The sequence below is a fragment of the Kribbella antibiotica genome, assembly GCF_004349055.1.
GTDB classification, from domain to species: domain Bacteria; phylum Actinomycetota; class Actinomycetes; order Propionibacteriales; family Kribbellaceae; genus Kribbella; species Kribbella antibiotica.
In genome coordinates this window covers 30,281-48,337 of sequence record NZ_SMKX01000057.1, presented here as the reverse complement: position 1 = coordinate 48,337, position 18,057 = coordinate 30,281, and the positions used below count along the sequence as shown (strand labels likewise).

18 protein-coding genes and 1 pseudogene are annotated in these 18,057 nt (G+C 68.7%); 12 read left to right on the top strand and 7 right to left on the bottom strand.

The window, feature by feature from the left end:
* Positions 1–366, bottom strand: a pseudogene (locus tag E1263_RS20415) (aminoglycoside phosphotransferase); the annotation flags it as partial.
* Between the two features lie 165 nt (positions 367–531).
* Between E1263_RS20415 and E1263_RS20410 the strand changes: the two are divergent.
* Positions 532–987, top strand: a complete 456-nt coding sequence (locus E1263_RS20410; RefSeq protein WP_132169693.1) for a hypothetical protein — start codon at positions 532–534, stop codon at positions 985–987.
* A gap of 70 nt (positions 988–1,057) precedes the next feature.
* Positions 1,058–1,663, top strand: coding sequence for a trimeric intracellular cation channel family protein (locus E1263_RS20405; RefSeq protein WP_238161348.1), 606 nt, complete (start codon positions 1,058–1,060; stop codon positions 1,661–1,663).
* Here the strand turns inward: E1263_RS20405 and E1263_RS20400 are convergent.
* The gene (locus E1263_RS20400; RefSeq protein WP_132169691.1) at positions 1,660–2,535 is read right to left on the bottom strand and encodes a MerR family transcriptional regulator; all 876 of its coding nucleotides are present in this window, start codon (positions 2,533–2,535) and stop codon (positions 1,660–1,662) included. The two genes, E1263_RS20405 and E1263_RS20400, sit on opposite strands and share 4 nt — an antisense overlap.
* A 41-nt stretch (positions 2,536–2,576) precedes the next feature.
* Positions 2,577–3,776 (bottom strand): MFS transporter, encoded by a 1,200-nt coding sequence (locus E1263_RS20395; RefSeq protein ID WP_132169689.1) that lies wholly within the window; start codon positions 3,774–3,776, stop codon positions 2,577–2,579.
* A 93-nt stretch (positions 3,777–3,869) separates the two neighbouring features.
* On the opposite strand from E1263_RS20395, the gene E1263_RS20390 reads away from it, so the two are divergent.
* The 3 genes from E1263_RS20390 to E1263_RS20380 all read left to right on the top strand — a co-directional run bounded on the left by E1263_RS20390 (position 3,870) and on the right by E1263_RS20380 (position 6,333).
* On the top strand, positions 3,870–4,949 hold the full coding sequence (locus E1263_RS20390; RefSeq protein WP_132169687.1) for a ferrochelatase: 1,080 nt from the start codon (positions 3,870–3,872) through the stop codon (positions 4,947–4,949).
* Entirely contained in the window at positions 4,946–5,737 is a 792-nt protein-coding gene (locus tag E1263_RS20385) for an inositol monophosphatase family protein (RefSeq protein WP_132169685.1), read from the top strand. Before E1263_RS20390 ends, E1263_RS20385 begins: the two co-directional genes overlap by 4 nt.
* Positions 5,738–6,033: 296 nt before the next feature.
* On the top strand, positions 6,034–6,333 hold the full coding sequence (locus E1263_RS20380) for a DUF4193 domain-containing protein (protein WP_132169683.1): 300 nt from the start codon (positions 6,034–6,036) through the stop codon (positions 6,331–6,333).
* A gap of 93 nt (positions 6,334–6,426) precedes the next feature.
* Here E1263_RS20380 and E1263_RS20375 read toward each other — a convergent pair whose 3' ends face one another.
* Entirely contained in the window at positions 6,427–6,741 is a 315-nt protein-coding gene (locus tag E1263_RS20375; RefSeq protein WP_132169681.1) for a DUF4235 domain-containing protein, read from the bottom strand.
* Positions 6,742–6,772: 31 nt separating this feature from the next.
* Entirely contained in the window at positions 6,773–7,228 is a 456-nt protein-coding gene (locus tag E1263_RS20370) for a DUF3093 domain-containing protein (protein WP_238161347.1), read from the bottom strand.
* A 52-nt stretch (positions 7,229–7,280) separates the two neighbouring features.
* Between E1263_RS20370 and dut the strand changes: the two genes are divergently transcribed.
* From dut to E1263_RS20350, 4 genes are all read left to right on the top strand, one after another.
* The gene (gene dut, locus E1263_RS20365) at positions 7,281–7,733 is read left to right on the top strand and encodes a dUTP diphosphatase (RefSeq protein ID WP_132169677.1); all 453 of its coding nucleotides are present in this window, start codon (positions 7,281–7,283) and stop codon (positions 7,731–7,733) included.
* 78 nt (positions 7,734–7,811) lie between these two features.
* Entirely contained in the window at positions 7,812–8,456 is a 645-nt protein-coding gene (locus E1263_RS20360) for a DUF3710 domain-containing protein (RefSeq protein ID WP_132169675.1), read from the top strand.
* 19 nt (positions 8,457–8,475) lie between these two features.
* Complete coding sequence (locus E1263_RS20355; RefSeq protein ID WP_132169673.1) at positions 8,476–8,865, top strand: OB-fold nucleic acid binding domain-containing protein; 390 nt, start codon at positions 8,476–8,478, stop codon at positions 8,863–8,865.
* A complete protein-coding gene (locus tag E1263_RS20350) occupies positions 8,858–9,580 on the top strand; it encodes a DUF3159 domain-containing protein (RefSeq protein WP_132169670.1) in 723 nt (240 codons plus the stop codon). The genes E1263_RS20355 and E1263_RS20350 overlap by 8 nt, the downstream gene beginning before the upstream one ends.
* A gap of 35 nt (positions 9,581–9,615) precedes the next feature.
* On the opposite strand, the gene E1263_RS20345 is transcribed toward E1263_RS20350, so the two are convergent.
* Entirely contained in the window at positions 9,616–10,317 is a 702-nt protein-coding gene (locus E1263_RS20345) for a potassium channel family protein (RefSeq protein ID WP_132169668.1), read from the bottom strand.
* Positions 10,317–10,979, bottom strand: coding sequence for a potassium channel family protein (locus E1263_RS20340; protein WP_132169666.1), 663 nt, complete (start codon positions 10,977–10,979; stop codon positions 10,317–10,319). The genes E1263_RS20345 and E1263_RS20340 overlap by 1 nt, the downstream gene beginning before the upstream one ends.
* A gap of 93 nt (positions 10,980–11,072) precedes the next feature.
* Between E1263_RS20340 and E1263_RS20335 the strand changes: the two genes are divergently transcribed.
* From E1263_RS20335 to E1263_RS44065, 3 genes are all read left to right on the top strand, one after another.
* Positions 11,073–13,103 carry an APC family permease gene (locus tag E1263_RS20335; protein ID WP_132169664.1) on the top strand — a complete coding sequence of 677 codons (2,031 nt, stop codon included), beginning with the start codon at positions 11,073–11,075 and terminating at the stop codon, positions 13,101–13,103.
* The gene (locus E1263_RS20330; RefSeq protein WP_132169662.1) at positions 13,100–14,281 is read left to right on the top strand and encodes a class I SAM-dependent RNA methyltransferase; all 1,182 of its coding nucleotides are present in this window, start codon (positions 13,100–13,102) and stop codon (positions 14,279–14,281) included. Before E1263_RS20335 ends, E1263_RS20330 begins: the two co-directional genes overlap by 4 nt.
* A gap of 65 nt (positions 14,282–14,346) precedes the next feature.
* Positions 14,347–18,054, top strand: a complete 3,708-nt coding sequence (locus tag E1263_RS44065; protein ID WP_132169660.1) for a hypothetical protein — start codon at positions 14,347–14,349, stop codon at positions 18,052–18,054.
* Positions 18,055–18,057: the final 3 nt, after the last annotated feature.

Below are 18,057 nucleotides of genomic sequence, written 5' to 3'. Positions count from 1 at the left end.
GGGTGGGCGGGCGGCAGCACGCTCATCTCGTTCACCGATCACAGTGGGCGCGGGGAGGTGCACCGTGGCGAGAATGGCTGGTGCGTGTGCCTCGGGCGGGAGCTGCGGGACCACCTCGGCTTCGCGCTGGTAGGCGTCGTACGAGTGCAGGTCGTCGGCGGAGGCCTTGATGAAGATTCGACGGCCGCCGACGAGCTCGGCCGGTGCCGCGAAGCCGCCGGTGAAGCCGGACCGGACCGACGGACCGACGCTCGCGATCTCATTGCCTAGGGCAACTGTCAGTGCTGCGCGCAGGGCCGGCGGAAGCGCGTCCCAGGCGGGGCGCAGGGACGTGTCCCGGTAGTCGACGTCAGGTGGGCCGCTCATGGTCTGACGATAGAACGCCGGTCCTCGGCGGCGCGCGTGGTTATCGCCACCGATGGGCAACCCGGACAGGTTTCGATCCAGATCGAAGGGTCGCGCGGAGTTGGACTCCGAGCCTTTACCATCGCAGCGGAATTTCGAACCGAGCTGCTGTGGAGAGGTTGGGATATGCACAAGGGACGCACGATCGGCATCACGCTGGCGGCACTGGGGATGGCGCTGGCCGGTGGGTCGTTGCAGGCTGCGGCGAAGGAGGCTCCCGCGGTTGTCGCGCAGCCCGCCGCGGTGCTGGCCGGGACGCCGGGGATGTCGCCGGCCCCGGAGCGCACGACCTTCGTCGCGCGTAACGCCTTCGGCGACTACAACTGCCGGTCCGGCCGGGCCTGCCTGGCCGTGTGGAACGAGCCGGGCGGCAACTGGCGGGTCTTCGACATGTACGCGTGCACCACGTACCGCCTGTCGGAGGCGTACGGCCAGGGCGGGCTGAAGAACAACCAGACCGGTGGCGCACTCGTCAGCATGTACGGCGCGAGTGGCAACCACCTCTACTCCTTCGGGACTGCGGGGCAGGTGCCGCACGAGGTCAGAGACCTGAGCCCGGTCTTCACGGTTCGCCCCTGCTGATCGGAGCGGCCGCGCGGATGCCTCAGGGTGTCCGCGCGGTCTGCCGGCGGAACTGGAATACCGTGCGACTGTGGCTTTGCACGTACTGGACCTGGTCGGCATCTTCGTGTTCGGGATCACCGGAGCGCTGGTCGGGGTGCGAAAGCAGCTGGACGTGTTCGGGATCCAGGTGCTGGCGTTGGTGACCGGGCTCGGGGGTGGGTTCATCCGCGACGTGCTGATCGGTGCGACGCCACCGGCCGCCCTCAAGGACTGGCGCTACTTGGTCGTCCCGATCGTCGCCGGGCTGATCACCTTCTTCCTGCATCCCGGGATCGAGCGGCTCGAGCGGCTGGTCAACATCTTCGACGCGGCCGGCCTTGGCCTGTTCTGCGTCACCGGAGCGCAGAAGGCGATGGCGTACGGCTTGTCGCCGTTGTCCGCCGCCCTGCTCGGCACCATCTCCGGCATCGGCGGCGGCGTCATCCGAGATCTGCTCAGCGGTCGCGTGCCCGTCGTACTGCGGCGTGAGATCTACGCCACGCCAGCCTTCCTCGGCGCCACCATCGTCGTGGTCGCTGCGGCACTCGACTACGACGCCATCTGGGTCTCATACGTCGCAGTGCTCACCTGCTTCGCCATCCGCCTGCTCGCCATCCGCCGCGGCTGGAACGCACCTCTGCCCCGCAGCCACTAGCCGACATGTTCCAGAGCTGCGCGGGTCCAGTCGTAGATCGGTTGCAGCGGCTCGGGGTCGTCCCACCCGTTCACGGCCGCGAGCAGCCGCAGGTAGCGGTGCCAGCGCGGGTCGCCCGCCGTACCGAGGAGTTTGCTCAGTCGGATCCGTAGCTGATCATCAGCGGGCCGGCCGACGCGGGCTGCATACTCGGCGGTGATCTCGGCGATCAGGACCCGGGCCTCTGGTGAGGCCGGGTCGAGGGCGGCCGCGAGCGCAGGGGCGACGCGTTGGCGCAGCGTCGAGACGACATCGGGCCGGAGCTCGTCGGTACGCCAGTCGGCCACCATCTGCCGGACGGTCTCGCGGAAGGCTTCGTCCTGCATGAGAACGGTCAGGTCGAGCCAGGCACACAGCTGGTGGTCGGTGGCGTCGTCGGGAAGCTCCGGCGTCAGTGTCTGCCGGACACCTTGCAGCTCGGGGTCGTCGCCGATGACGGCGTCCAGGAAGTCGGTGATGAGCGCGCGACGGCTCTCGTCGGACGGGGTCAGGTCAGACATCTGATCGATCTCCTCGGGTCGTTGGGCGACCACGCGCAGCACTGCCTGCCGGACCTGCAGGGTGCGGATCTGCACCCCGAGCGCCTCGGCGTGTGCGGTGGCCACCTCGGAAAGGGTGCGTTGGCCGGTCAGCACGGCCCGGACAGTCGGTACGTCGATGCCCAGTGCCCGCAGCTGCCGGATCAGCTCGAGGCGATCCAGCGCATCCTCGTCGTACCTGCGATGCCCGGACGTGGTGCGCCAGGAATCGAGCAGGCCGAGGTCCGAGTAGTAGCGCACGGCTTTGACCGTGACACCGGCTCGGAGCGCTAACTCACCGATCGAGTGGTCCATGCCCGGAACCCTCACATCTCCCCTAGGAGGAGATGCAAATTCTAGTTGTGGGCGAACGTTGTTTTCGGCCGGGCGAAGGCGATGGAGACGGCGGCTATGAGGGCACAGGCGATGCCGACGGCAAAGGGGACCCAGAAGGCGTCGGAAGGGCCCCAGAGGTCCACTGCGTGGCCGGCGGCGGCGTTTCCTGGGGCTACGCCGAGGAGGATTCCGGTGACGGTCCAGGTGAGTGCCTCGGTGAGGCGTTCGGGTGGGACCCATTCCTCGACGCAGGCGGTGACCGCGACCATGGTCGGGGCGAGCGTCATGCCGCAGCCGAAGAGCACGACACCGAGCAGCCAGACGCTGTCGACCCAGGGGAGTGGCGCCAGGGTGATCGCGAGCACGATGGTCCCGATCAGCAGCCGCCGCTCGACCGGGGCGCGCCAGTGCACCGAGCCGTACCAGAGACCGGCCAGCAGACTGCCGAACGCCCAAACGGCCAGTACGACGCCCGCCATGCTCGCCTGACCCTTTTCGGTGGCGAACGCGACAGTGATGACCTCGGCCCCGCCGAGTGTCGCGCCGAGCCCCAGACCGATCAGGCTCAGCAGCGCGATCGACACCCAGGGCATCGGCGCCTTCTCGTGGCCGTTCGCTTTACCGCGGCCGGGCGGGTCGGAGTCGCGCAGGAACGCGAGCCACAAGCCGCCGGCCACGCCGAGGACGCCGGCCACGGCCAGGCCGGCGTACGGGCTGAGTTCGGTGGCGAGCAGGGTGACCAGGACCGGGCCGACGATGAAGACGACCTCGTCGCCGACTGCTTCCAGCGCGAACGCGGTCTGGAGCGCTCGGCCGCGGCCGAGCAGGTGGTTCCAGCGGGCCCGGACGAACGAGCCGACCTGCGGACGGGTGCCACCGGCAACGAACGCCAACACGTACAGGAGCCAGGTCGGCGCATCGGCCTTGACCGCGATGAGCAAGGCGGCGAGGCCGACTGTGCAGACCAGCGAGCCGACGATCAGCAGCAGCCGCTGCCCGAAGCGGTCGACCAAGCGGCCTTGGATCGGCCCGGTCACCGCACCTGCGATGACGGCGACACCGGAGACCGCACCAGCCAGGCCGTACGACCCGCTTTCGCGCGCGATCAGGATCACGATGCCGAGCCCGGTCATCGAGATCGGCATCCGCGCGACCAGCGCGGCGCTGAAGAAAGCACCGGCGCCCGGACGACGCAGCAGGTACACGTAAGGCTTAAGCATGGCAGTTGCACCTTAGCCCCCCAGGAACTAAGTCTTTACATCGACGCCCGGCCCCGCGCACCACCATTTCCGTCCGGCTGCCAGACTGGAGGCATGCCCGTCGGTACCACAGATGCTGCCCCGTACGACGCCGTCCTCCTGCTGTCCTTCGGGGGACCCGAGAAGCCCGAAGACGTGCTGCCGTTCCTGCAGAACGTCACCCGGGGCCGGGGGATCCCCGACGAGCGGCTGAAGGAAGTCGGCGAGCACTACTACTCGTTCGGCGGCAAGAGTCCGATCAACGACCAGAATCGCGCGCTGCTGGCCGCGCTGCGGGAGTCGTTCGAACAGGCCGGCCTCGAGCTCCCGATCTACTGGGGTAACCGGAACTGGGCGCCGTACCTGACCGACACGCTGCGCGAGATGGCTGCCGACGGCATCCAGCGTGCCGTGGTGATCGTCACGGCCGCCTACCCGTCGTACTCGGGCTGTCGGCAGTACCGCGAGAACCTCGAAGACGCCGTTCGCCAGGTCCCGAACGCGCCGCGGCTGGACAAGCTGCGCCACTACGCGAACCACCCGGGCTTCGTCGGCTCGTTCGTCGAATCGACGGCAGACGCACTGAGCACGCTGCCTGAGGGCAGTGCGGTCGCGTACGTCACCCACTCGATCCCGAACGCGATGAACGACACCAGCGGTCCGAACGGCAACGGGTACGTCGACTGGCACCTGGATGTGGCTGCGGAGATCGATGCGGCGCTGGAGCGCCGTACTGGACAGGCCCGGCGTACTGACCTGGTCTACTGCTCGCGCTCCGGGCCGCCGCAGATGCCATGGCTTGAGCCGGACGTGAACGACCACCTGGAGGCGCTGGCCGCCGACGGGGTCCCCGGGGTGGCCGTCGTGCCGATCGGGTTCGTGAGCGACCACATGGAGGTCATCTACGACCTCGACACCGAGGCCGCCGCGACCGCGGACAAGCTCGGGCTGCCGATGGCTCGGGCCGCGACGCCCGGCACCGATGAGCGATTCGTCACCATGCTGCGCGACCTGGTCGTCGAGCGGGCCGCCGCCGAGCGCGGCGGGCAGCCGGCGCGGCCCTGCGTCGGCAAGCTCGGCGTGGCCTGGGACAACTGCCGCCCCGACTGCTGTCCGGCCCTGCGCCGACCGACCCTTGCGAAGGAACCTGTATGAACCCCCAAGACCTCTTGAAGCTCGCCGTGACGGTCGCCGAGGAAGCTGCGGCGCTGATCGTCGAGCGGCGCCGGGGGACCATCACGGTCGCCGACACCAAGAGCACGATCACCGATGTGGTGACCGCGGTCGACCGGGAGTCCGAGGAGCTGATCCGGGCCCGGGTCCTGCAGGCCCGGCCGGACGACTCGTTCCTCGGCGAGGAGGGCGACGACGTGGTCGGCACCAGCGGCGTGCGCTGGGTCGTGGACCCGATCGACGGCACGGTCAACTACCTCTACGACCACCCGACGTACGCGGTCTCCATCGCTGTCGAGGTCGACGGTACGACGGTTGCCGGGGTGGTCGTGGATGCGCCCAAGGGTGAGGTCTTCACGGCGACTCTCGGTGGCGGCGCGTTCCTCGACGGCAAGCCGATCCAGGCGTCGAACTGCTCCGAGCTCCCGCAGGCCCTGGTCGGTACCGGCTTCGGCTACGACCCGGTACGGCGCCAGGTCCAGGCCGAGGTGGTCGCGCACCTGATCGCGAAGATTCGTGACATCCGGCGGATCGGGGTCGGCGCGATCGACCTCTGCTACGTCGCCTGCGGCCGGTTGGACGCGGTCTACGAGCGCGGTCTGAACCCGTGGGACTACGGCGCCGGCGCCCTGATCGCCTCCGAGGCCGGCGCGAGGGTCGGCGGCCTGCACGGGGAGCCGGTCTCGCCGGAGATGTCGATTGCGGCCGCGCCTGAGCTGTTCGACACGTTCCACGACCTGCTGGCCGAGGCAGACCCCTTGCGCGCTTGATTGCAGTTGAGTGTTCATTACTGCTCAAACTGCGCAGTAATGAGCATTCAATTGTTCGGTCCTGACAATAACGGCGACACGCGGGTCACAACTTGGACCCCGGTGCGCGCGAGGTGCCTTCGATAGGGCACAATCCCGTCCTCGGGAGCGGAAGTTGCCGCTCTCGGCCTGGCTGTCAAGGGTTTCGGGGGACGAAACGTTCGGCGCTGTACCTCAGCGCGGAATTTCTCGGCCGCTCCACCCGTTCAAGGGCTCAGCAAGGCAACACCACGGGTACGAAGAGGGCAGGGAACACCATGGCGACTGATTACGACGCCCCGCGCAAGACGGACGAAGACGCTTCCGAAGAGTCGATCGAGGAACTGAAGACTCGCCGTCACGACAAGAACTCCGGCAAGGTCGACGAGGACGAGGCGGAGGCGGCCGAGAGTTTCGAGCTGCCCGGTGCCGACCTGAGTCACGAAGAGCTGGCAGTGCGGGTGCTGCCACGCCAGGCCGACGAGTTCACATGTTCGAGCTGCTTCCTGGTGCACCACCGCAGCCAGCTTGCAGAGACGAAGAAGGGCCAACTGGTCTGCCGCGACTGCGCAGCCTGACCCAGCGCCCTCTTCTTCGCACGACAAGGCACGAACGGGACTGTCCCCGCGAGGGGACGGTCCCGTTGTCGTGTCTGAAACAGCGCTGCCGAATCAGTCCTTGCCGAGGCTCTTCACGAGCCCGCTGCGGACCGTTGCGTCCTGTTCCCAGCCGGGCGGGGGATGTCCGGTGGACTTCAGGTAGTACGACGCTGCCTGCCGCTCGGCGAACACTGTCGCCACGGCGGTGACCGCCGCACTGGCGGCCGCCCAAGCGGCGACCTCGGCGTAGCTGCCCTGGCCCTTCTTCGGCGGCTTACCGCCCGAGCCGAGCTTCCAGGCGCTACTGACCGCCTTGCTGGCGGCGATGCCTACTGCGAGCGAGAAGGCGGTCTGCACCAGCCTCCAGCCGATCTTGGCTCCGACCACGAGATGCCCTCCTAAGCGAATTGCCTGACAGTCAGGATCTTGTCACGCTGTGCCCGCTCAGAGCCGCTGCCAATCGCTCCGGGTGGCGCGTGGCGAGCACCCAGTACGGCGCTGGGTCGGTCGGATCGGTGATGGCGACCCGGACTGCGCCGGGCGCGTAGCTGCGCAGCAGCAGGAAGGCCTTGGGGTCACAGTCGCGGCCGAACGCGTTCCGCGCGGCCTCGCCGGTCAGAGCCTCGGCAGCGCCCAGATGAGCTCGCTCGATGACTGCTCGGCCGGCATGCAGGTGTTCGGCATCCACCTCGACGCGGGCGGCGCCGTACCGGAGGAGGAGGACGAGCAGGACCAGTAGCGCGACGGCACCGACGATCACGCCGGCCAGCAGGCCAACTGGGATCGCCGTGATGCCGAACAAGGTCACAATGGCGGCGGCGGAAATGATCCACCAGGACACCGGCACGCTCAGTCGCTCGCGATATTCACCCACGTGACCAGCCTGGCATGCAGCCGATCGGAGAGCGTCGGTAGGGTCGCCTCTCGTGACCGAGGTTCTCATCCAGCGACTCGACCCTGACCTGCCGATTCCGGCGTACGCACATCCCGGCGATGCCGGTGCGGACCTGGTGGCGGTCTCCGACATCACCCTGAAACCCGGCGAGCGCGGCATCGTCGGCACAGGCATCGCGATCGCCCTGCAGGACGGGTACGTCGCCCTCGTGCACCCGCGGTCCGGACTCGCGGCCAAACACGGTGTGTCGATCGTGAACGCGCCGGGCACCGTGGATGCGGGCTACCGCGGCGAGATCAAGGTCTGCCTGATCAATCTGGATCCGCACACCGAAGTGACGCTGAAGCGCGGGGACAGAATCGCGCAGCTGGTCGTTCAGCAGGTGGAGAAGGCGAAGTTCGTCGAGGTGACCACCCTGCCCGGATCCGACCGTGGGATGAGTGGATACGGCTCGACCGGCGGCTTCGGCACTGTGACACGCTGATCAGGTGCGACGGGTGACACCACGAATGCGGAAGACTACCGCCGCTGCAGGAAACGACTCAGGAAGTAGGCAAGTACCGTGATTTTCCGCCGTAAGGGCAAGAACGAAGAGCTCGAGACCGAGACCGCCGCTGAGACGGCCGGTCCCCGCGCCGAGGGCCCGTTCGACTCGACCGAGGTGGAGCCGGAGCTGCTCGAGGCGGAGGACCGGATCGACCTCGGCGCGCTCGTCATCAGCGGCCTGCCGGGCATGGAGCTGCGGCTGCAGGTCGACGAGGAGTCCGGGGTCGTCCAGGCGATCCTGCTGGTCGTCGAGGAGTCGGCGCTGGAGCTGCGCGCCTTCGCGGCGCCGAAGCGCAGCGGCATCTGGGACGAGGTCCGCGAGGAGATCGCCGGCGAGGCGACCCGGATGGGCGGCACCGCCACCGAGACCGAGACCGCGTTCGGCACCGAGCTGGTGCTGGTCGTTCCGGTCGAGGACCCGGACGGCAAGATCTACAGCCAGACCTCGCGTGTCGTCGGTATCGACGGACCGCGCTGGCTGCTGCGCGCCACCATCCTCGGCCGCGCCGCGGTCGACCCGGAGGTCGCGCCGCCGCTGGAGGAGACCCTGCGTCAGGTGATCGTCGTCCGCGGTGACGAGCCGATGGCTGTGCGTGAGTCGCTGCCGCTGCGGCTGCCCGAGGGCGCGGAGCCCATCGTCGGCGAGGCCGAAGAAGCGTAGCCGGACTACAATCATCGTTATGGGTAGCGACAAACCCGCCGGCCTGTTCCGGCGGGCCTTCCGTGGGCTGGCCGGGGACCGGGACCAGCAGGATGCAGAGGTCCTTCGCGACTACGCGCACGACTGTGGCGCGCGGTCGATCACCGGCTGCCGCGACCGCGAGGTCGTGACGCTGTACGGCACGTTGCGGACGATCACGTTCAGCCCGCGCGGCGGCGTACCGGCCTTGGAGGGTGAGTTGTACGACGGCACCGGCACCGTGAAACTGGTCTGGCTGGGCCGGCGCAAGATCGCGGGGATCCACCCGGGCTCGGAGCTGACCGCTTCGGGCCGGATCGGGGTCGTCGACGGCGACCGGGTGATGTTCAACCCGCGCTACGAGCTGCGTCCGACGGCCGCGCATGGCTGACACCGAGGTCACCCCGCCCAAGAGCACCACCAAGCAGGTCCTCGGCTGGGTCGGCATGCTGGTCGACATCGGCCTGCCCTGGATCGCGTTCACCGTGGTCTACGCGTTCAGTGACCACGACCTGAAGCTCGCGCTGATCGTCGCGCTCTCGGCGGCCGGACTGGTCGGCCTGATCCGGCTGATCCAGAAGAAGCCGATCGCGAACGTGATCGGTGGTTTCGTCGGCGTCGGCATCTCGGCCTTCACCGCGTCCCGCACCGGTCAGGCCGAGGACGTCTTCCTGCCCGGCATCATCCTGAACTCGTGCTTCTTCGTGCTCTACGCGATCACGCTGATCACGCGGTACCCGCTGTTCGGTCTCCTGTACGGCGCCATCACGCAGACCTGGCTGGAATGGCGCCGGGACGAGGTGCTCTACCGAGCGCTGAACCGGGTGACGATGGTGTTCACCGCGCAGGTCGGGATCCGGCTCGCGGTCATGGTCCCGCTCTACCTCACCGACAGCGTGAGTGCGCTTGGTGTCGCCAAGATCGCGCTCGGTCTGCCGTTCTACGCCTTGACGCTCTGGGCGGCGTACGCCGTACTGCGGGGTTCGATGCCCGAGGACAAGTGGGACGAGGTCAAAGAGAACTTCACCCACCTGCTGAAGGGCACCCAGCCGCCCCCGCCGGTGCCGGCCGAGGACAAGAAAGAAGAACCCGCTCGCGAAAGCTGAGCGGGTCCTTCGGGCCTGATATCTAACTCAGGCCGTTAGCTGTTGTCGTTCTTGTTTCTGTTGCTGTTCCGGCGGTGGTGGTGCGGGGAGAGCATGTCTTCGAGCTGCTCCTCGGTCTCGTCCGCCGCGACGAACAGGAGTTCGTCGTTCAGCTCCAGGGTGCCGTCCGGCTCCGGGCGCAGCACCCGGCCCTCGCGCAGGATCACCACGAGGGCGGTGTCGAGCGGCCAGTCGATGTCGCCGACCCGGCGGCCGATCATGGGGGAGTCCTCGGGGAGGGTGAGCTCCACGAGGTTGGCGTCGCCCTGGCGGAAGGTGAAGAGGCGGACCAGGTCACCGACCGAGACAGCCTCCTCGACCAGCGCGGACATGATGCGCGGGGTCGAGACCGAGACGTCCACACCCCAGGCCTCGTTGAACATCCACTCGTTGCGCGGGTGGTTGACCCGGGCCACGGTTCGCGGGACGCCGAACTCGGTCTTGGCAAGCAGCGAGACGACCAGGTTGACCTTGTCGTCGCCGGTACTGGCGATCGCCACCTGGCAGCGCTGCAACGCAGCCTCCTCCAGCGACGACAGCTCGCAGGCATCGGCCAGCAGCCACTCTGCGCGCGGCACCGACTCGGCCTTGATCGCCCGCGGGTCCTTGTCGATCAGCAGGACCTCGTGACCGTTGTCCAGCAGTTCGCTGGCGATCGACCGGCCGACCTGGCCGGCCCCCGCGATGGCTACCCGCATCACAGCTCCTCAGGCTTGGTGCCGAGCTGGGACTCGATCGCGGCGGCGTCCCGCTCCAGCATCACGACGTGGACCAGGTCGCCCTCCTGGATGACCGTGTCGGCCTTGGGCAGCACGCCCTCGCCGAGCCGGGTCAGGAACGCGACCCGCGCCCCGGTGGCCGTCTCGATGTCGAAGGCCAGCCGCCCGACCCAGCCGGCGTGCACGTGCACCTCGGCGAGCCGGACCGTGGCCGACGGGTCGCGCCACTCCGGCTCGGAGCCCTCGGGCAGCAGCCGGCGCATCATCTGGTCGACGGTCCAGCGGACCGTGCCGACCGTGGGGATACCGAGCCGCTGGTAGACCTCGGCCCGGCCCGGGTCATAGATCCGGGCCACGACGTTGCCGATCCCGAAGTTCTCCCGGGCGACACGCGCGGCCAGGATGTTCGAGTTGTCGCCGTTCGAGACCGCCGCGAACGCCTCGGCGCCCTCGATCCCGGCCTCGATCAGCACCTCGCGGTCGAAACCCATCCCTTCGACCGTGCGACCGGTGAAGTTCGGGCTCAGGCGGCGGAACGAGTCCGCGGACTGGTCGATGATCGCGACCGTGTGGCCACGCTTCTCCAGGGTTCTGGCCAGCGTCGACCCGACGCGGCCGCACCCCATGATGACGACGTGCACTCGCTGATCACTCCCCGCCCCACGAGGGGCCGCTCTGTCGGTTCGGCAGGGTTAGACGCTACAGGAGACCGGGGGTAGCTCTAACATCTCCGTGTGACTCCCGCTCTCGGCGATATCGGAAAACGGCTGCTGCTCGGTCGCAAACTGCGCAGCACCCAGCTGGGTGAGACGCTTTTGCCCAAGCGGCTCGCCCTTCCGGTGTTCGCCAGTGACGCTCTGTCCTCGGTCGCCTACGCACCTGACGAAATCTTCCTCACCCTCTCGCTGGCCGGTCTGGCCGCCTACAGCTTCTCCTGGAAGATCGGCCTGCTGGTCGCGTTCGTGATGCTCGTCGTGGTCGCGTCGTACCGGCAGAACGTGCACGCCTACCCGTCCGGCGGTGGCGACTACGAGGTGGCCACCGTCAACATCGGCCCGACGGCCGGCCTGACCGTGGCCAGTGCGCTGATGGTCGACTACGTGCTGACCGTGGCCGTGTCGATCTCGTCGGGAGTGCAGAACGCGAAGTCCGCGCTCCCGTTCCTGGCCGGCCACGAGGTCCCGATCGGGGTCGGGCTGGTCCTGCTGCTGACCGCGATGAACCTGCGCGGCGTCCGCGAATCCGGTGCCTTCTTCGCCATCCCCACGTACGTCTTCATGGCCGCAGTGATCGGTATGGCGCTCTGGGGCGTGATCCGGTACGCCTTCGGCGACCTGCCGATGGCCGAGAGCTCGCACTTCCAGGTCCGGCCGGAACCAGGGCATGAGGTCTTCAACGGGCTAGCTGCGGTCTTCCTGCTGGCCAGGGCGTTCTCCTCCGGATGTGCGGCGCTGACCGGCGTCGAGGCGATCAGCAACGGCGTACCGGCGTTCCGGAAGCCGAAGAGCAAGAACGCGGCGACCACGCTGCTGCTGCTCGGAACGATCGCGGTCACGATGCTGATGAGCATCCTGTTCCTGGCCGACAAGATCCGGCTGCGGTTCGCCGAGGACCCGGCGACGCAGCTGCTCGGTCCCGACGGCCAGCCGGTCGGGACCGGCTACGTGCAGAAGACGGTGATCGCCCAGATCGCCGACTCGGTCTTCTCGAACTTCCCGCCCGGGTTCTACCTGGTGATCGGCGCGACCATGCTGATCCTCGTGCTGGCCGCGAACACGGCCTTCAACGGCTTCCCGGTGCTCGGCTCGATCCTGGCCAAGGACGGCTTCCTGCCGCGCCAGCTGCACACCCGCGGCGATCGGCTGGCCTACAGCAACGGCATCATCCTGCTGGCGCTGGCCGCGATCGGCCTGATCATCGCGTTCGACGCCCAGGTCACCAAGCTGATCCAGCTGTACATCGTCGGGGTGTTCGTCAGCTTCACGCTCAGCCAGTTCGGCATGATCCGGCACTGGACCCGGCACCTGAAGAGCGAGACGGACTCCGCCAAGCGCGGGCAGATGGTCCGGTCCCGGGTGATCAACACGGTCGGCCTGACGCTGACCGCCACCGTGCTCGTGATCGTCCTGCTGACCAAGTTCACTCACGGTGCCTACATCGCGATCATCGCGATGGCGGTGCTGTTCCTGATGATGAAGGGCATCCGCCGGCACTACGACACGGTCGGTCGGCAGACGGCTGTGGACAGTGACGAGACGCTGATGCTCCCGTCCCGGGTGCACGCGATCGTGCTGGTCTCCAAGCTGCATAAGCCGACTCTGCGCGCACTGGCCTTCGCCAAGGCGTCCCGGCCGTACACCGTCGAGGCGGTCACGGTGGACGTCGACCGCGAGGAGTCCGACGTACTGCAGGCCGAGTGGGACCGGATGGGGATTCCGATCCCGCTGAAGCGACTGGCATCGCCGTACCGGGAGATCACCCGGCCGATCCTGCAGTACGTGCGGGACATCCGGCGGCAGTCGCCGCGCGACGTGGTGATGGTCTACATCCCCGAATACGTGGTCGGACGCTGGTGGGAACACGTGCTGCACAACCAGAGCGCACTGCGCCTCAAGGGCCGGCTCTTGTTCACACCTGGTGTGATGGTGACATCCGTTCCGTACCAGCTGATCTCGTCGCAGGTGGCGGAGGAGCGGCAGGACCGGGAAGAACGGGTGGCCGGACAGGTACGTCGGGGAGCCCGCAAGTCGTCAGGAGATCGGTGACAGCCGAGAACGCACCCGAGAACATCGTCGGGTCAGTAGTCGAGCTCGAAGTAGGACCGGTGGCGCACGGTGGCCACTGTGTGGCCCGGTACGAGGGTCAGGTCGTCTTCGTTCGGCATGCGCTTCCTGGCGAGCTGGTGCATGCCCGGGTGACCGAGCAGACCGCCAAGTACCTGCGGGCGGACGCCGTACAGGTGCTGACGCCGTCACCGCAGCGGATCGAGCCACCGTGCCCGTACGCCGGGCCTGGGCTGTGTGGTGGCTGCGACTTCCAGCACGCCAACATCGTCGAGCAGCGTCGGCTGAAGGCCACCGTGGTCTCGGACACGCTGCGGCGGATCGGTGGGATCGAGCGGACCGTGGTGATGGAGTCGCCAGGGGATGAGGGGCTCGGCTGGCGGACCCGACAGCGGTACGCCGTTGTGGACGGCCGACCGGGGATGCGTGCGCACCGGTCCCATGACCTGATTCAGATCGACAACTGCCTGATCGCCCACCCGGGGACTCCGGACGTGCTGTCGCAGCGCTGGCCGGATGTGGCGTCGGTGCAGGCCGTTGTGTCCTCTGAGGGCAAGACTGCGGTGGTCACGGACTCTGCGCCTGCTGGGCGTGTTGTGGAGGTCGTGCGGAACCGGCGGTTCCGGGTGGAGGCCGGTGGGTTCTGGCAGGTGCATCCGGCCGCTCCGGAGACCCTGGTGGACGCTGTGCTGAGCGGACTGGTGCCTGCGGCCGGTGAGACGGCTCTGGACCTGTACTCCGGCGTGGGGCTGTTTGCGGCCTTCCTGGCGGAGGCTGGGTGCAGCGTGCTCGCGGTGGAGGGCGACAAGGACGCGGTGAAGAACGCTCGCCGCAACCTGCACGACCTGCCGGGCGTGACGCTCGAGGCAGGCGACGTGGACCGAATCCTCAACATCGCGGTCGGTAAGGGGCTCGAGCACGTCGACCTGGTCGTGCTGGATCCGCCCCGGACAGGTGCCGGCAAGGACGTCGTACGGCGGATTGCTGCGCTCACGCCGCGTCGGATCGCGTATGTGGCGTGCGACCCGGCCGCGTTGGCGCGGGACCTGAAGACGTTCGCGCGGCTCGGCTACGGGATCGCATCACTGCGGGCGTTCGACCTGTTCGGGATGACACACCACATCGAATGCGTGGCCGTTTTGCAGCCTGTGGACAGCTGAGTGGTGGGTCTTTCCGTCTCGGGGTAGCGTTCGAGGCTCTGGATTCCAATGCGCTGGAGACCTGAATGCCGCTCGTTGACCTCGACGACCCGGAGGAGTTGCGCGCTCGCTGGAGCGCGCTGGCCGCCGTGTCCCACGCCACCGGTTTCGACCGCCGGTGGTATGCGGACGTCGACGGGTACTACCACCAGGACGAGACCGGCTCCATCCTGCGCCTGCAGCGGCTGGGTGACGGCCGGGCGGTCCTGTTCGGCTACCAGACGCAGCACAGTCAGACCGCTGGGTCCGATCTGCTCGCCGGCTCGCCGGAGTGGATTGGCCAGCCTGAGGTGCGGCAGCGCCTCGCGGCGGGGGAGCTGGGGTTCGTCTACGGAGCCTTCAACGGGACCTGGGCGCGCGCTGGCTACCAGGGCGACCCGTGGGAGCCGGTGTCCGACGGGTTCCTGCAGATCGGCGGCTGGATCACCTCCGAGGAGGACTCCGCCCGCGAAATGATCGAGTGGGTCGCCGAGTGGGCCGACTACCTCGGTGGGCTCGACGAACTACTCCCGTACGGCGTTGCGCTGATCCGGACCGGCGGTGCGATCACGGCTGAGGCGCTGGCGGCGTTCTTCGCGCCGTTCAACATCAATCCGCGGTCGCCGGCCCAGCCGGATATCGCTGCTGGGGTGGGTGCGGCTCGGGTGTTCACCCCGGGCGCGCCGGTTGAGGACGACGACACTCCGCCGGCTGGAGTGCCGGTTTACACGCCGCCAGTGGTCGCCGTACCGGCTCCGCAGGTTGCGGTCCCGGAAAATTTTCCGGTTGCGCCTGACGCGGGTGGTGGTTCGGTCGTTGAGCCTGACGTGACTGGAGTACGCGAGGGCCGCCCGGGGGCCGACGACGAGGAATCCTTTGTCGTCCCGCCCGGAATCAGCCCGTTCACCGGCCAGCCGATCGCCACGGACACCGGCGGTACGCCGATCCAGACCGGCCAACCGGCGTCGTACGAGCAGGTGCCCTTCGGTCGCGAGGAGGCGCCGTACGAGGACTATGGCGTCGTCGGCAAGAAGCAGGGCTGGCTCCGCCGCCGCAAGCCGGATGAGCCCGCCGCCGCACCGGTCGCTCAGCCCGCTGCTCCGGCTCCCGGCTCCTACGTGCCGGCTGATGTCCCTGACAACGGCCTCCCGTACAACCGGCTGCCCTCCTCCGAGCCCCCACGCGTAGGCGACGGCCGCCACGAAGGCGACGACTTCTACGCCAGCCTTTTCGCCGACGCCCCCGCCGCCACAACTCCCGACCAAGACTTCGAGACCGCGGAACAACCCGCCTGGTCCGAGCCAATCCCCTTCGACGACGCCACCGCTGAGAGCCCGCGTGTCGACCCGAACGCGACGGCTGCGTACTCGCCGTTCGCTCCGGCGGATCCGGAGGCGACTGCGGCGCACTCCCCGTTCGCGCCGTCCGATGATGATGCGACGGCCGAGCGTCCGCGTGTCGACCCGGATGCGACCGCTGAGCGCGCACCGATTGCTGCCGATCCGATCGCGGCTGCGTACTCGCCGTTCGCCCCGGCGGACCCGGAGGCGACTGCCGCCTATTCGCCGTTCGCACCACCCGAGCAGGCCGCATCTGCTCCGGCGCGGGCGGACGGGACGTGGGACGGGCCTGGCTGGGTCAACGGTGAGTGGGTCGAGTCCCCGCCAGCCGACACCAACCAGCCAGCACCCGCTCCCGCGAGTCAGCAGGCATCTGCTCCCGCGGATCAGCACGCGGCGGCTGCTGCCCGCGACGAGTCTCCGGCGGCTGACGAGTACTCCGGCACCTCAGCTCTCGATCACGCGAGCGTTGAGTCCAGTCCGGCCTTCGCCGAGGACGACGACGACGCTCCGACCGCCGAGATCGCCGCCGTAGCTGATTCCTTCTCCGGCCCGTCGCCCTTCGCCCAGCCGAGCGCCCCGACCCCCACCGAGCCGCCGGCAAGCTCCCCGGAACCACAGCAAGTCGGCGCTCCCTTCGAGCCGCAGCAATCCGGTAGCCCGTTCGCGCCGAACCAGGCTGAGTCCTCCACGAGCCCGTTCGCGCCCCCGTTCGCACCGGCCGCAGAGCCCATTGCCGGAAGCCCGTTCGCTCCGGGTGCTGCGCAGGACGACTTGCTCGACGATGAGACGGCTGAGATCCCTGCGATCCTCGAAGCCTCGACCGAGCAGCACCCTGAAGCTCAGGTTGACCCTCAGTCCCAGTCGCAACCCTGGCCCCAGCCCAACCCAGCGCCCTGGCCGCAGCCCACGGATCCGCATCCGGCGCCCACGCCACACCCGTCCCCGGATCCGTATCCCTCACCAACCCCAGACCCGACACCGGGCCCCCAGCCGACACCGTTCCCGGGCCCTGAGCCGGACCCGCGGCCGACGCCGTACCCGACTCCCGAGCCGACTCCGTCGCCGGAGCCGACGCCGTTCCCTGGGCCCGAGCCGGACCCGCGGCCCTCGCCGTTCCCGAGCCCCGAGCCGACTCCGTCGCCGGAGCCGACGCCGTTCCCTGGGCCCGAGCCGGACCCGCGGCCGACCCCGTACCCGAGCCCCGAGCCCGATCCGCGGCCCTCGCCGTACCCGGGTCCTGAACCGACTCCGACTCCGGAGCCGGAGCCTGCCCCAGAGCCTGAACCCGAGCCGGTGTCGCCTGAGCCTGAGCCGGCGCCCGAGCCGGATCCGACGCCGGCTCCGGGGGATCCGTCCCCTTGGGCGGATGCGGAGCCTGCTCCCGCGAGCTCGCCTGAGTTGGGGGATGACGAGCCGACCGGTGTGTTTGCTGCGGTCGATGCGAGCGTGGCTGAAGCTGAGCCGTTCGAGCACCAGTGGCAGCCCACCGGGGCCTCGGATGCCCTCACGCGCGACGAGGACCGCGCTGAGGCATCGACGCAACAGCACGCCCAGCCCGAGCCCGACGGACACGCTCAGTACGCCGAGGCTCCCCGCGAAGCTCAGCAGGCCGCCCACGGCGACCAGGACGACCGCGCTCAGTACGACGACGCTCAGTCGGCAGCGCAGTCCCAGCCGGCCGAGAGCGCGCAGGCTGAGCAGAACGAACCAGAAGAACAACCCCACTACGCCGAGGCAGTGGCGCACAACGAACAGGACGACCGCGCCCACTACGCCGAAGCGCCGCGTGCCGAGGAATGGCCCGAGGACTCTGACGAGCCAACCGGCGTGATCCCGGCCGTGTTCGATGAACCCGAACAGACCCCCCAGGTGCCGCTAACCGGGATGTCCATCCCGGGCCTCGGCCTCGTCGGCTCCGATAGCCCTGGCGTGGAGCTGGTGCCGGGGTCGCTCGAAGAGGCCATGCGGGCCGAGCCTGAACGCCGCCGCCCGCGGCCCAAGGATTCCGCGGCCTTCGCCGCCCTGCACGCCTGGTGCCGAGCGCGAACCGCGATTGTGCCCTCCGGTTTCACGATTCAGGTGCAGGTCCTCGACCCCCAGAACCCGTCGTACCGGTTCGACCTCGAGCCGCCGAACGTCGACAGCGAGGAATTCGCCGCCGACAAGCTCAGCGGACTCCTCGGCGACCTCTGGCTGACCGAGGCCCAAGAGCAGGGCGGCTGGCTCTTCGCGAGACTCGACGCGGCCGGCCGCACGTTGCGGATCGACCGTTGGTACGACCAGGTTCCCGAGTGGTGGGACACCCCGGTCGAGGAGCGCCTCGACATCGGCAACTTGGCTCGACGCCTGACCGCGCGCGACCCGCAGTGGCAACCGTCGTATGTGGAGAAGTTGTATACGAACGCGAGATAGCGT